Source organism: Umezawaea sp., from assembly GCF_057122925.1.
In genome coordinates this window covers 1-13488 of the sequence record NZ_DBNGPQ010000036.1, presented here as the reverse complement: position 1 = coordinate 13488, position 13488 = coordinate 1, and the positions used below count along the sequence as shown (strand labels likewise).

The 13488-nt window shown below is 70.8% G+C and carries 12 protein-coding genes; 8 read left to right on the top strand and 4 right to left on the bottom strand.

Annotated elements, in window-relative coordinates:
- Window positions 1-188: 188 nt before the first annotated feature.
- Window positions 189-818, top strand: coding sequence for a TetR/AcrR family transcriptional regulator (locus tag AC156L_RS05640; RefSeq protein ID WP_330881477.1), 630 nt, complete (start codon window positions 189-191; stop codon window positions 816-818).
- Between the two features lie 182 nt (window positions 819-1000).
- Here the strand turns inward: AC156L_RS05640 and AC156L_RS05635 are convergent, their stop codons facing one another.
- On the bottom strand, window positions 1001-1999 hold the full coding sequence (locus AC156L_RS05635) for a LuxR C-terminal-related transcriptional regulator (RefSeq protein WP_330881479.1): 999 nt from the start codon (window positions 1997-1999) through the stop codon (window positions 1001-1003).
- 273 nt (window positions 2000-2272) lie between these two features.
- Here AC156L_RS05635 and ectB point away from each other — a divergent pair, with 273 nt between their 5' ends.
- The 7 genes from ectB (at window position 2273) to solA (ending at window position 10779) form a co-directional block, all read left to right on the top strand.
- Window positions 2273-3613: a diaminobutyrate--2-oxoglutarate transaminase gene (gene ectB / locus AC156L_RS05630; protein WP_330881480.1), complete on the top strand. Its 1341-nt coding sequence runs from the start codon at window positions 2273-2275 to the stop codon at window positions 3611-3613.
- A complete protein-coding gene (locus AC156L_RS05625) occupies window positions 3610-5661 on the top strand; it encodes an ectoine synthase (RefSeq protein WP_330881482.1) in 2052 nt (683 codons plus the stop codon). The genes ectB and AC156L_RS05625 overlap by 4 nt, the downstream gene beginning before the upstream one ends.
- A gap of 36 nt (window positions 5662-5697) precedes the next feature.
- On the top strand, window positions 5698-6642 hold the full coding sequence (locus tag AC156L_RS05620) for a 2-hydroxyacid dehydrogenase (protein ID WP_330881484.1): 945 nt from the start codon (window positions 5698-5700) through the stop codon (window positions 6640-6642).
- 18 nt (window positions 6643-6660) lie between these two features.
- Window positions 6661-7452, top strand: a complete 792-nt coding sequence (locus tag AC156L_RS05615; protein ID WP_330881486.1) for a maleate cis-trans isomerase family protein — start codon at window positions 6661-6663, stop codon at window positions 7450-7452.
- A 1-nt stretch (window position 7453) separates the two neighbouring features.
- Entirely contained in the window at window positions 7454-8368 is a 915-nt protein-coding gene (locus AC156L_RS05610; RefSeq protein WP_330881488.1) for a DMT family transporter, read from the top strand.
- Window positions 8365-9528: an amino acid kinase family protein gene (locus tag AC156L_RS05605; RefSeq protein ID WP_330881490.1), complete on the top strand. Its 1164-nt coding sequence runs from the start codon at window positions 8365-8367 to the stop codon at window positions 9526-9528. The genes AC156L_RS05610 and AC156L_RS05605 overlap by 4 nt, the downstream gene beginning before the upstream one ends.
- A gap of 78 nt (window positions 9529-9606) precedes the next feature.
- On the top strand, window positions 9607-10779 hold the full coding sequence (gene solA, locus AC156L_RS05600) for an N-methyl-L-tryptophan oxidase (protein ID WP_330881492.1): 1173 nt from the start codon (window positions 9607-9609) through the stop codon (window positions 10777-10779).
- A 15-nt stretch (window positions 10780-10794) separates the two neighbouring features.
- Here solA and AC156L_RS05595 read toward each other — a convergent pair whose 3' ends face one another.
- From AC156L_RS05595 to AC156L_RS05585, 3 genes are all read right to left on the bottom strand, one after another.
- Window positions 10795-12126, bottom strand: coding sequence for an MFS transporter (locus AC156L_RS05595; protein WP_330881494.1), 1332 nt, complete (start codon window positions 12124-12126; stop codon window positions 10795-10797).
- 388 nt (window positions 12127-12514) lie between these two features.
- Window positions 12515-13105, bottom strand: coding sequence for a transposase (locus tag AC156L_RS05590; RefSeq protein ID WP_330881496.1), 591 nt, complete (start codon window positions 13103-13105; stop codon window positions 12515-12517).
- Between the two features lie 70 nt (window positions 13106-13175).
- A partial coding sequence (locus tag AC156L_RS05585; protein WP_330881498.1) for an aldo/keto reductase occupies window positions 13176-13488 on the bottom strand: 313 nt, incomplete at its 5' end.

The following is a 13488-nucleotide window of genomic DNA, read 5'->3' as shown; positions in this document are numbered from 1 at the left end:
CAGAAGGAACTCGGCTGGCTCAGCCCCGACGAGTACGAAGCCGCCTGGCACACCGCCCAGACCGAGCCGGCTACCATCCCGGCAGCACTGACCGCAGCCAGATAACAACTGCCTCGGGTTATCGGGGAAGCTCACGCCAAAATAGCGTCGTTGGGCAAGGAAGGAAAACCTCTCCTATTATGGGACGGGTGGGTGCTGTCGACGGCGACCGGGTCAAACAACGGCGCCGGGGCGTGAAACTCGAGCACGCCGTGCTCTCCGCGGCGTGGGACGAACTGGTCGCGGTCGGCTACGCGAGGCTGACCATGGAGTCCGTTGCCGCGCGGGCACGAACCGGGATCGCCGTGCTCTACCGCCGCCGGGCCAACAAGGATCAGATGGTGCTCGCCGCCATCGAGCACTACCGCAACAGCCATCCGGTAGCCGTCCCCGACACCGGTTCGCTGTCCGGCGACCTGCTGGCGCTGCTGACCAGCATGAGCGAGGCCCGCGCCACCTTCTTCGCGATAGCGGCGGCCACCGCGTTCTCAGGGCTGCTCGCCGACGCCGCCCTGACGCCGGCGGAGCTGCGCGACAGGATCCTCGGTGGCGCGCCGCTCTCCATTCCGCAGGTCGTGTACCAGCGCGCGCACGACCGCGGGGAGATCGACCTGGGAAGCGTCCCGCCCGCCGTGCTCGTTATGCCGTTCGACCTGGTGCGCCACGATCTGCTCATGGACCTGAGGCCCTTGGAACCCGCACGGATCCACTCGATCATCAACGATCTCTTCATTCCGCTGGTCCAGCGGCGAAGCGGACAGAGCGGCCCGACGAGCTGAGGCTGGTCAACCTTCGGACCCTTCGATGACCATGAGACCACCGGGGAAGGGTCGTTCCTGCCGCCTTGAGCAAATCATTCATTTTTCGGCGAGCTAACGAATCCGATGCCGTTGTTCTCGTTCACTCCCGGCCGAAGTCGAAGATCGGGTAGGAGTGAGCGGTGGGAATTCGTTCGTGAACCTCAGCGCTCTGGTTGGTCGTCGGTGTCGAGCAGGCCGGATCTGGCTATGGCGTAACCGAGTTGCGCGCGGCCCGAGCTGCCGAAGCGCTGGGACAGCCGCCGGACGTGCTCGGCGACCGTGCGCCTGCCCATCCCGAGCTCCCGTGCGATCTTGTCGTCGGTGAGCCCGTTGACGAGCATGCGCATGATGCTGAGCTGGATGTCGCTCGTCACCGACACGGAGTACCGGTAGCCAGCCGTGGCGGGCACGGGGATCGCCCTGCTCCAGGCCAGCTCGAAGGAACGGATCAGGTACTGCACGAGAGAGGGTTGGTGGATCTCGACCAGCTCGTGCTCACCGCCGGACGGCGACGCGACGTAGGCGGTCTTCCGGTCGAAGACGATGAGCCGGTCGAACAGCTCGCTGAGGGTCCGGGCCTCGGCCCCTTCGCGGACGATGCTGTCGATGTACTCCAGCGTGGGCCCGTGGGTGCGGATGGTGTGCTGGTAGATCACTCGCTTGTGCACTCCCCTCCGCAGCACCGGGAGGTCCCGTTCGAGCACCTCCGCCAGCACCTCGGCGGACCGCCCCTTCCCCGGATGCGCGGTGATGAGCTCCGCCTGGCACTCGTCGAGCGAGCGCCGCAGCGCGGCTTCGACGTCCGCCTGGCCGCGGAGGTGGACGAGGTCGGGCAGGTGTGCCGCCCGACCTCGGTGGTAGGCCTGCTCGATCAGCTCGAACGTCTCGGTGACGGCGGACAGTTCGGTGCGCCTGCGTGAGATCGCCCGCTCCAGCGGTGCGAGGTGGTGCGCCGCCGCGACGGACGGCGGCACGGCGCGCACGCGGTCGGCGGCCTGCGCCGAGGGCACGACCAGTCCGAGCCTGCGCAGGCACATCGGCACCTCGGCCAGCGCGAGGCAATCCCCGACGTCGCTGTTCGCGACCGCTCCCTCGTACGTCGCCACCGCCTCGTCGCACACCTCCGGCGCGCCGCACGTCGCCGAACAGGTCCGATCCATCGGTACCGCCCCCCTGCGTACTTGTGCACCGCGCAATTACGCCCCCTAATAAGGTAGCCGCACTCGCGGCGGGTGCGCGACGATTTCAACGAACAGGGGAAGTCGGGCACCGAGGGGGAAGATTTTTTGGCTGAGCGGATAAGTCCCGTCCGGCACGTGAAAATCACCGTGCGCTCGACCATCTGATCAAGTCGGCAGACCTCGTCGTCCGGCCACACCGATTCTGCCGACGTCACCACGGCCGCGAATCATCGCTACTGTTGGGGGATTCACATGGCAGAAGTTCATGGCGCGCTCGGCGCCGAATGGCACGCGTTCGGCGCGCTGGAGTCGAGGGTGCGGAACTACTCCCGCGCCTTTCCCGCTGTCTTCCGGTCCGCCAGCGGCGCCGAGATCCGCGACGAGCACGGCAAGTCCTACGTCGACTTCTTCGCCGGTGCGGGCGCTCTCAACTACGGGCACAACGACCCGGTCCTCAAGGAGGCACTGCTGTGCCACCTGCGCGACGACGGTGTCGTGCACAGCCTGGACATGGCCACCACGGCGAAGCGCGCGTTCATCGAGGAGTTCCACCGCACCGTGCTCGCGCCGAGGGACCTCGACTACCGCCTCCAGTTCACCGGACCCACCGGGGCGCACGCGGTGGAGGCCGCGCTCAGGGTCGCGCGGAAGGCGACCGGGCGAAGTGGCGTGATCGCGTTCACCAACGGCTTCCACGGCATGTCCCACGGCGCGCTGGCCGTGACGGGGCAGCGGTCGTACCAGCGGTTCCCCGGAAACTCCAGGCAGCACGTCACCTTCATGCCGTTCGACGGCTACCACGGCCCCGCCTGCGACACGCTCGCGCTGGTCGAGCGCTACCTCGACGACCCGAGCAGCGGTGTCGACCGGCCCGCGGCGTTCATCGTGGAGGCGGTGCAGGCCGAAGGCGGTGTGCGTACGGCGTCCTCGCGCTGGCTCCGCGGACTGGAAGCGCTGGCCCGCAAGGTCGGTTCCCTGCTGATCGTGGACGACATCCAGGCGGGGTGCGGTCGCACGGGTCGCTTCTTCAGCTTCGAGGAGTCCGGTGTCCGCCCGGACATCGTCACGCTGTCCAAGTCCCTCAGCGGGTACGGCCTGCCGCTCGCGGTGGTCCTGCTGCGCCCTGAGGTCGACGTGTGGGAGCCGGGGGAGCACAGCGGCACGTTCCGGGGCAACAACCTGGCGTTCGTGACCGCGCACGCGGCTCTCCGGCGGTACTGGTCGGACGGAGCGCTCACCGCGGCGGTCGAGGAGAAGGGCGAGGCCCTCCGCGCCGGGCTCCTCCGCGCCCGGCTCCTGCTGCCGGACAACGGGGACACCCCCGAGCCGGTCCGCGGCCGAGGGCTCCTGCTGGGCCTGGACACCGGTCGGACCGGTCTGGCCCGTGCCGTCGCCGCCGCCGCGTTCCGGCGCGGCCTGGTCGTGGAGACCTGCGGGAGCCGGGACGAGGTCGTGAAGTGCCTGCCACCGCTCACGATCGAGCCCGCGCTGCTGGACGTCGGGATCGACCTGCTGGAGCAGGCGGTGCGCGACGTGGTCACCGGCACGACCCCGCGGTGGGCCACGACCGGGATGGCGGCGAGCGCGTCATGATCGTTCGAACGCTGGACGAAGCCCTCGGCACCAAGCGGTGCGTCACGTCGGACACCTGGCGGAGCGTGCGCCTGGTCCTCGCCGAGGACGGTGTCGGGTTCTCCTTCCACGTCACCACGATGTTCGCGGGCACGGAGACCTCGATGCGGTACCGCTGCCACGTGGAGTGCGTGTACTGCGTGGACGGCGAAGGGGAACTCGTCGACCTCCGCACCGGCGGGCGCCATCCGCTGCGCCCCGGAGTGGTGTACCTGCTGGACCGGCACGATCCCCACGTCGTGCGGGCGCGGACCGACCTGACGATCGCCTGCGTCTTCAAACCCGGACTGCACGGGGACGAGGTGCACGACGAGGACGGCTCGTACCCCGCGGCCGACACCGTGCGGCTCCGGGTGCCCGGCTGCTCGACCGCCGCGGACCTGCGGTTCGCCTACCTCAACCTCGCGGGCCACCCGCGTGGCGAACTCATGCTCGACCGCCTGCTCCGCGCGGGTTTCCGGCCGTCGCTCGTCGTCGACGAGGAGTCGCAGCTCGCCGCGGCGGGCCGGGAAGCGCAGTGGGAACGGCTTGAACGGGTGCCGGGCTTCCGGCGTCCGCGTTCGGCCGAACGGACCTGCGCCGACCTCGGTCTGCGGTACGAGGTCGTGGCCGACCACAACGACGCGTCCGTAGTCCGGCTCGTCGAGGAGACCGGCGTGCAGCTGGGGGTCCTCGGCGACACGAGGATCCTCCGCCGCGGGCTCATCGAGGCCGTGCCGCACGGCTTCCTCAACGTGCACCCCGGCCTCCTGCCGGACGTGCGCGGCAACAACCCCTACATCTGGGCCGTCGTCCACGGGCTGCCCCAGGGAGCGACCGTCCACCTGATCGACCACCGCGTCGACCGCGGTCCTGTCCTGCTCGCCAGGGAACTGCCCAACCGCCCCGACTCGGTGCCGAGACTCCTGCACGACATCAACGAGTTGTGCGCCGCCGTGGTCGTCGACGCGCTGCGCCGCGTGGTGGCGGGGCGGGCGGACCTGGCGCCCCAGCCGGACGACCGCCGCCTGACCTTCCGCTCCGCGCCGCCCGGCGTCTGGGCGGTGGCCGACGAGATCCTCAGCAGCAGGAAGAACACCCGACAACAGTTTGGAGGCACGTCGATGAGTGCGCCGTCGCACATCGAGCACTCCGTCCGCTTCGCCCCGCTCGACGCCGTCCTCGGCGCTGTCGTGCACGGTGTCGACGTCGGTCGGGAACCGACGCCCGCTGTCGTGGCGGCGATCGAGGGAGCGCTGGAGGAGTACGGGGTGCTGATCTTCCGCGACCAGCGGATCACCCCGGAGCAGCAGGTCCGGTTCTGCCGGGCCTTCGGGGAACTCGACCTGCCGCCGCGGGTCGAGGACCGCCAGTCCGAGCACCCCGAGATCTTCGTGATCGGCAACCCGGACAAGAAGGCCGTGATCTTCGCCCCCGACACCGACGAGGACGAACCGGAGGACGGCGAACTCGAGTGGCACGCGGACCACTCGCAGTACGCGGAACCGACGTGGGTCAGCATGCTCTACGGCGTCGAGGTGCCGCCCGCGGGAGGTGACACGGTGTTCGCGTGCACCTACTCGTCGTACGACGCGCTCGACGAGGACACGAAGCGGCGCTACGAGGACGTCGTGCTGCTGCACTCGGTGCGAGGGCTGAACGACTACCTGCGCGACCTCGGCAAGTCGAACACCATCAGCGCGGTCGAGCTGGAACTGGAGAAGGAGCCGCCGCAGCGCTGGCCTCTCGTGCGCACGCACCCGCGCAGCGGGCGCAAGGCGCTGTACTTCGGTTCGCGGATGAGCGTCGGCGCGGTCGGCATGACCGACGAGGAGGGCAAGCGGCTCATCCGGGAGGTCACCGAGTTCGCGGCCCAGCCGCGGTTCGTCTACCGGCACAAGTGGCAGCCCAAGGACGTCGTGCTGTGGGACAACCGCCGCGTCGCCCACGCGGCCACGTCGTTCAACGCCGACAAGTACACCCGTGTCATCCACCGGACCACGGTCAAGGAGAACGCGCCGGTCCGCTGATCGCGGGCGGTGCGCAGTCGAGTGGAGGGGAACACCGTGCACGTGCTCCTGCTGGCCGAGGGAGAACCGGTCGAGTGGTGGCGGGACGCGCTCCGCGCCGACCTGCCCGACGCCGTGCTCGTGTGCCCGGAAAACGGGTTCGACGAGTCGGCCGTCGACTACGCGCTGGTCTGGGACCCGCCAGAGGGCGCGCTCGCCAGGCTGGACAACCTCCGGCTGGTCTTCTCGCTGGGCGCGGGCGTGGAGCACGTCCTGCGGGACCGCTCCTACCCGCGGCACGTGCCGCTGGTCCGGGTCGTCGACGAGCGGCTCACCCGGCAGATGTGCGAGTACGTGGCGTTCCACGTGCTCGGGATCCTCCGGCGGCACGCCGAGTTCGCGCTGTTCCAGCGGAGCCGCGTGTGGCGTTCGGAGACGCCGCACACGGCCTGCGACCTCCGGGTCGGGATCATGGGCCTCGGGGTGCTCGGCCGCGCGGTCGCCAAGACGTTGCGGCAGCTGGAGTTCCAGGTGGCGGGCTGGAGCCGGACCCGGCACAAGCTGTCCGATGTGGACTGCTACGCGGGGGAGGAGGAGCTCGCGGAGTTCCTGGGCAGGACCGACGTGCTGGTGTGCCTCCTGCCCCTCACCCCGCGGACGACGGCGATGGTCGACTTCGCGCTGCTCGACCGGCTGGCGCGGGACGGCGTGCTCGACGCCCCGGCCTTCATCGGAGCGGGCCGCGGGAAGGTGCACGTCGAGCGCGACCTGCTGCGCGCGCTCGACGCAGGAGTGCTCTCGCACGCGGTGCTGGACGTGTTCGAGACCGAGCCGCTGCCCTCGGACAGTCCACTGTGGAGCAATGCGGCGGTGACCATCACCCCGCACTGCGCGGCGGTGGCGGACCCGCGCGACATGCTCCGCCAGGTGGTCGCCGCGATCGAGGACGACCGGCGGGGCAGGCCGCTCCGCCACGTGGTCGACGTGGACCTGGGCTACTGAGACGAAGGAGGTGGACGGGTGGTCCCCGCCAGGACGGAAGTGGTCGAACCGCCGCGCGCGCTGGACGACGTGGCGCCCGCGGGCGCGGTCGGGCTCCTCGCGCTGGCGACGGACGCCAACGTCGAGTCCGACCTGCGCGCGCTGCTCCCACCCGAGGTCGGCCTGTACACGACCAGGGTCGCCAACACCGACCCGATCACGGTCGACACCCTGCGGGCGATGGCGAGCCTGATCACCGACGCCGCCCGGACGATCCGGGTGGGTCCGGTGGACGTGCTCGTGTACGGGTGCACCTCGGGCGCGATCGTGCTGGGCGAGGAGCAGGTCGCGGAACGCCTCCGCGCCGCCCAGCCCGGCGCCGCGTGCCTGACACCGGCCGGAGCGGCGGTGTCGGCGCTGAGGTCGCTCGGAGCGCGACGGCTGTCGATCCTCACCCCGTACGTCGCGCGGGTGAACGACCTGGTCGCCGAGCACTTCGCCGACTCCGGGTTCGAGGTCGTCAACGTCGCGGGCTTCGGCCTGCGGCGCGACCTGGACATGACGCGGCTGCCGCCCGCCGCGCTCGCGGCCGCGGCCGCGGAGGTGTGCGACACCACGGCGGACGCGCTGCTCGTGTCGTGCACTTCCCTGCGCGCCACCGCGGTGATCCCCGAGATCGAGGCCGCGATCGGTCGACCGGTGGTGTCCAGCAACCAGGCGCTCGTGTGGCGCCTGCGAAACCTGCTCGGGTTCGAGCTCTCGAACCCCCGCCTCGGCAGGCTGCTCCACCGCGTGGAGAGCCGCCCCGGACCGGACACGACGAGGGTGTGAAGTGGACGACGTCGCCAAGCCGATCACCTCGCCGCCGGCGTGGATCACCGCCGCGCCCGCGGTCTTCGTCCTGCTGTGGTCCGGCGGGTTCGCCTTCGCCAAGCTCGGGCTCAGGCACGCGGAGCCGTTCACGTTCCTCGCGTTGCGGTACCTCGTGCTCGTCGTGTGCCTGGTGGTGCTGTTCGCGCTGCTGCGCCCACCGCTGCCCGCGACGCGGGCGGAGCTGGGGCACCAGGCCGTCGTCGGCCTGTTCATCCAGTCGCTGTACTTCATCCTGACCTACGTCGCGTTCGTGCTCGGCGTCTCGGCGGGCACCTTCGGCGTGGTGGTGGCGTTCCAGCCGATCCTGGTCGGGCTGCTGGCGCTGCGCGTCGCGGGGGAGTCCGTGCCGGTGACCCGCTGGGCCGGTCTCGCGATCGGCATGGTGGGAGTGGTCGTGGTGATCACCGCGACCACCGGCATCGGGGACTCGACGCAGGTCGGCATCCTGTGCTCGGTCGGCGCCCTGCTCGCGATGACGACGGGCACGTTCTACGAGAAGCGGTTCGGCACCGAGCAGCACCCGGTGACCGCGAACCTGGTCCAGTACGTGGTGGCTCTGGTGACCTGCGCCCCGCTCGCCCTGCTGTTCGAGACGATGAGGATCGAGTGGACGACCGAGTTCGTCGTGTCACTGGCGTACCTGGTGGTGGGAAACTCGCTGATCTCGCTCACGCTGCTGCTGGCCATGATCCGCGCCGGTGAGGTCTCCCGCGTGTCGGCGCTGTTCTTCCTGGTGCCGCCGACGGCCGCGGCCGTCGCATGGCTGCTGGTGGACGAGGCGATGCCGTGGCAGGCGTGGCTCGGCATGGCGGTGGCGCTGGCGGGTGTCGTGACCGCCACCAAGGCCAGGAGCGCGAAGGCGGGGGCGGCATGACGAGGGTGCTCAAGTTCGGCGGCACCCTGCTCGCCGACGAGGTCCGCCGGGCACGGGTGCTCGCCGACGTCGAGAACGCGGTGAGCACGGGCGAGGTGCCGGTGGTCGTGGTGTCCGCGATGGGCAGGCGGGGCGACGCCTACGCGACCGACACGCTCCTCGGGCTGCTGGAGGCCGAAGCGGGACCACCGGATCCGCACGTCCGGGACCTCATGCTGTCGGCGGGCGAGGTGATCTCGACGGCGCTGGTCGCGCACCTCGCGAGCAGTCGCGGCATCAGGGCGGCGCCGCTCACCGCCACCGACGCCGGACTCCGCGCCGCCCGGCGCGACGGCAGACCTGTCCTGCGCGAGGTGGCGACCGACCGGCTGCGCGACGTGCTCGCCCGCGGAGCCGTGCCGGTGGTGGCGGGCTTCCAGGCACTCGACGAGTCGGGCCGGGTGATGACGCTCGGGCGCGGTGGCAGCGACCTCACCGCTGTGGCGCTCGGTGCGGCGCTCGGCGTGCCCGTCGAGGTCGTGAAGGAGGTGCCCGGCGTGATGACGTGCGACCCGGCCCTGTCCACGAGCGCGCGGACGCTGCGGCGGATCAGCTACCGGGGCCTGCACCGCCTCGCCGTGCTGGGCAACCGGGTGGTGCAGCCCGACGCGGTGGCGCTGGGACAACGGCTTGGCGTGCCGATGACGGTCCGGCACGTCGGACGACGATGGGGGACGACGGTGACCACGACGGAGACGATCGAGCTGGTGCCCTACGACGACGTGGCGGCTTTCGGGTTCGCCTGCGCCACGGACCTCACCCTGGTCCGGTGCCGCGACCCGGAACTGCTGGCGTCGTTCGGCGTCGACCCGGACTGCGGACTGGTGCTCGGCGACGAGGCCGTGCTGTGCCTCGACGCGCCGATCGCCGAACGGGCGCGCGCCGCCGCGCCCACGGTGCTCACCGACTCGGTGCCCGGCTGCGCACGGGTGTCGGTCGTGGGCGACGACGACCGGCTGTCCTCGTCGTGGATCCTCGACGCCCGCCGGGTGCTGCGCGAGGAGGGCGTGCCGGTCCTGTTCTGCTTCCACGACCGGCACGCCGCGAACTTCGTGGTGCCGGACGGCTTCGTCGCCGTCGTGATCTCGCGGCTGAACTGCCTGGCGTCGGCCACGCTCTGAGCCGGCCGACCGCACCACGGGGCGCCGCGCCGGTCCACACCTGTTCTCGCCGGGACACGAGGAAGGGGCCCGTCCGCCATGAACTGCGACGTGTTGGTCGTCGGCGCGGGCGTCGTCGGCGCGGCCACCACGTGGGCGTTGGCCGAGCGCGGCGCGCGCGTGCTCACCCTGGACGCCCACGGTCCGACCCACCGGTACGGCTCGTCGCACGGCGAGAGCCGCATCTTCCGCCGCGCCTACTGGGAAGGCGCGGCGTACCTGCCGCTGCTGAACCGCGCCAACGAGCTGTGGGCGGAACTGGAGGAGGCCCACGGCGACACCCTGCTGGTGCGCACCGGCGGGGTGTTCATCGGGTCCGGCGAGGGTGGGGTGGTCCCCCTGGGCCGTCGCACGGCGCGGCTCGGCGGCATCGAGCACGAGGTCTGGAACGCCGCGCGGCTCGCCGACCGGTTCCCCTGGTTCGGCGTGGACGAGGGGATGACCGCCCTGTACGAGCCGGGTGCCTACACCGTGCTCGCCGCCCGCGCCCGCCTCGCGATGCTCGACGCCGCCGTGCGGCGGCGGGCCCGCCTCCGCTTCGGCGACGAGGCCGAGCGGCTCCGACCAGTCGTGGACGGCGTCGAGGTGCGCCTGCGCTCGGGCGAGAAGATCTCCTGCGGTGTCGTCGTCCTGGCCACCGGTCCGTGGATGCAGGGTGCGCTGGCCATCGGCCTGGGCCACGTCCTCGCGCCCGTGCGGGTGCCGGTCTACTGGTTCCGCGCCGACCACCGCCTCGGCATCGAGGGGTTCCCGGCCTTCCTGTACGAGTCGGCGGGTGGTGGCGTCGTCTACGGCGTCCCGGAATGGGGCGGGGGCGCGCCCCGGATCAAGGTCGGCTTCCACAACCGGCAGCAGCGGCCGGGTGATCCCCAGAACACCACGTCCCACGCGGTCGCGCCCAGGTTCCGCCGGGAGATGGCCGCGGTGGTCTCGCGCATCCTCACCGGTGTCGATCCCGAACCGGTGAGCTGGCGCCAGTGCTACTACACCCTCACCCCGGACGGCGGGTTCGTCATCGACCGCTCGCCCGCGGACCCCAGGGTCGTGCACGTCTCGGCCTGCTCCGGGCACGGCTTCAAGTTCGCGACCGCCGTGGGCGAGTGCGCCGCGGCGCTGGCGCTGGGCGAGCCCGCCTCCGTGGACCTGTCCCCCTTCACCTCGGCGCGGTTCGAGGAGGAGCGCCAGATCAGCCGTTCGGCTCCCCGGACATGACCCTGTCGGCCTCCTTCACCGCTGTGGAGGCGTTTCGTCCCGCGTCTCCGGCTCCAGCCCGTCGGCGAAGTCGTCGTCCTTGGTCTCCCCCAACGCGACCACGGACGCCAGGGAGACCAGCGCTATCAGCAGCAGGTACACCGAGACCCACGCGGAGGTGCCGGTGCCCGCGAGCAGCGCGGTGGCCACGAGGGGGCTGATGCCGCCGCCGACGATGCCCGCCGCGTTGTAGGCGAACGACGCGCCGGAGTAGCGGTAGCGGACCCGGAAGAGTTCCGGCAGGAAAGCGCCCATCGGGCCGTAGAGCAGGGCGAAGCAGACCATCCCGCCGGTCATGCCCACGGTGATCAGCACCGGCCGCCCGGTGTCCACCAGCCAGAACAGGGGGAACGCCCACAGCGCGGCGCCCGTGCCCGCGGCGAGGCAGAGCCGCTTGCGGCCGAACCGGTCGGAGGCCGCGGCGGCCAGCGGCGTGAGCACGCCCATGACCGCCACCGCCACCATCGCGGCCGTCAGCACGGTGCTGCGACCGACGCCGAGGGCGCCGGTGGCGTAGGAGAGCACGAACGTGGTGACGGTGTAGAACAGCGCGTGGGCCAGGATGAACGACAGGGTCGCGAGCAGCAGCACGCGGGACTGGTGGCGGAGCAGTTCGGCGAACGGTGCCCTCGCCCGGTGGCGGCGGTCCAGCACGGCCTGGAAGATCGGAGTCTCGTTGACCCGGACGCGGATGTAGTAGCCGATGACCAGCAGCACCGCGGAGGCGAGGAACGGGACGCGCCAGCCGGTGCTCCGGAAGACCTCGTCCGGCATGGTGGCGTTGAGCACCAGGAACACCAGGTTCCCGAGCAGGAACCCGACCGCTGGCCCTGACTGCGGGAACGCGGAGTAGAGGCCGCGTCGCCCGGCAGGCGCGTGTTCGGTGGCCATCAGCACCGCGCCTCCCCACTCTCCGCCCATGCCGATGCCCTGGAGGAACCGGGCGGTGACGAGGAGGACCGGGGCGAGCACGCCGATCGCCGCGTAGGACGGGATGAGGCCGACCGTCACGGTCGCGCCACCCGTCACCAGCAGTGAGACGACGAGCATCCGCTTGCGCCCCAGGCGGTCCCCGAAGTGGCCGAACAGGACCGCGCCGAGCGGGCGCGCGACGAAGCCCACGGCGAACGTGGTCAGCGACGCGAGGGTCCCGGCCACCGGGGAGAACTCGGGGAAGAACACGGGACCGAACACCAGGGCGGCGGCGGTGCCGTAGAGGTAGAAGTCGTAGAACTCGATCGCGGTGCCGACGAAGGTCGCCGCCGCGACCCGTGCGCGCGACGGTGGACCGGGCGGTGCGCTGCTCATGGGAGATCACCCCGGAGACGTGGCGGAACCGGTTGCCGGAGACGGGTGGTCCGGCGCGGTCGTCGCGCCGAGCGCGGCCCCGTTCCGCCGCGCTGGTGCCGTCGTCGAACCGGCGTCGCCCGCGTCGCGGGCCATGAGCAGCAGGATGGTGCGGTCAAAGGACTTTGTCAACGACGAGCGGCGCGCTCACGGCTGTGGCGAATGGCGTCGGGATGATACCGAGCACCACGCCGAACGGCAGGTCATCGGAGGGAAAAGGGGATCGATCTGATGCGGTACGAGTACGAGGACCGGGGCGACGGTGCGCTGATCGTGCTCCCCGCCGAGGCCGACCCTCTTCCCGTGCTGTGCGTGGTGGTGCCCGCCCTAGGGCGTGTATCGAAGTCGGTCAGAGCCATTCGTTGATCGCGGCGACATGGACGGTGGCTTCGTAGCGCACGGCGAGCTTGTCATACCGAGTGGCCACCGCACGGTGGCGTTTGAGCCGGTTGATGCCGCACTCCACCGCATGACGCTGCTTGTAGTCCTCGGGGTCGAAGGCCGGTGGACGACCGCCCTTGGACCCCTTGGCCAGGCGATGCGCGTCCTGATCGACCTTGCTCGGGATGGTCGCCTTGATACCACGACGACGCACATGCTCCCGGTTGGCCCTGGACGTGTACGCCTTATCGGCCAACACCCGATCCGGGCGGCTCCGGGGCCGACCACCGGCCACCCGAGGCACCCGGATCCCACACAACACCGGGACGAACTGCGAGCTGTCGCCCCGCTGACCCGCGGCCAGCACGATTCGATCAGTTGCCGCTTGGTCCGCAACGACGGTCGTCCTGGCCGGGACGGGGTGGGCAGCAACGGTTCCAGCGTCGCCCACTGCGCGTCGGTCAGGTCGAACCGCCCCGTCACCGCTAGGGTGTTCACGAGGTCTCCGGTGTTCAGGTTCTTCTTGGTCGACGAACCGACTACCGGAGACCTCGCTCATTTTTGATCACCAACACGCTGAACAGCGTCAACCTGTATCGAAGTCACCTCAGCCGACTTCGATACAGGCCCTAGGCCGGGAAGTTGGAGAGCCCGCCGTGCAGGATCTTGCCGGAGCGGATCAGGTCGTCGAACCCGGCCAGGATTCTCTCGATCGGGGTGATGCCGTCGGGGAAGTGCGGCATGAACACGTCGACGCAGTCGGTGTTCAGACGGCGCAGACTCGCTTCGAGGAATCGGACCATGATCTTGCGACTGTTGCCGGTCGTGCCGGGGTGGGGCTGGGTTTGCCTTGTCCCGCTGTACTTGGTGATGACCACGAAGCTGTCCCGTCGACGCCCGATCAGCCCACCGAGCACGGTTTCGGCTTGTCCGTCCTGGTAG

What these genes read in the sequence shown, in the direction of transcription:
- AC156L_RS05635 (WP_330881479.1), bottom strand. Translation starts at nt 1,999, where the DNA reads ATGGATCGGACCTGTTCGGCGACGTGCGGCGCGCCGGAGGTGTGCGAC.
- ectB (WP_330881480.1), top strand. Translation starts at nt 2,273, where the DNA reads ATGGCAGAAGTTCATGGCGCGCTCGGCGCCGAATGGCACGCGTTCGGC.
- AC156L_RS05625 (WP_330881482.1), top strand. Translation starts at nt 3,610, where the DNA reads ATGATCGTTCGAACGCTGGACGAAGCCCTCGGCACCAAGCGGTGCGTC.
- AC156L_RS05605 (WP_330881490.1), top strand. Translation starts at nt 8,365, where the DNA reads ATGACGAGGGTGCTCAAGTTCGGCGGCACCCTGCTCGCCGACGAGGTC.
- solA (WP_330881492.1), top strand. Translation starts at nt 9,607, where the DNA reads ATGAACTGCGACGTGTTGGTCGTCGGCGCGGGCGTCGTCGGCGCGGCC.
- AC156L_RS05595 (WP_330881494.1), bottom strand. Translation starts at nt 12,126, where the DNA reads ATGAGCAGCGCACCGCCCGGTCCACCGTCGCGCGCACGGGTCGCGGCG.
- AC156L_RS05590 (WP_330881496.1), bottom strand. Translation starts at nt 13,105, where the DNA reads ATGAGCGAGGTCTCCGGTAGTCGGTTCGTCGACCAAGAAGAACCTGAA.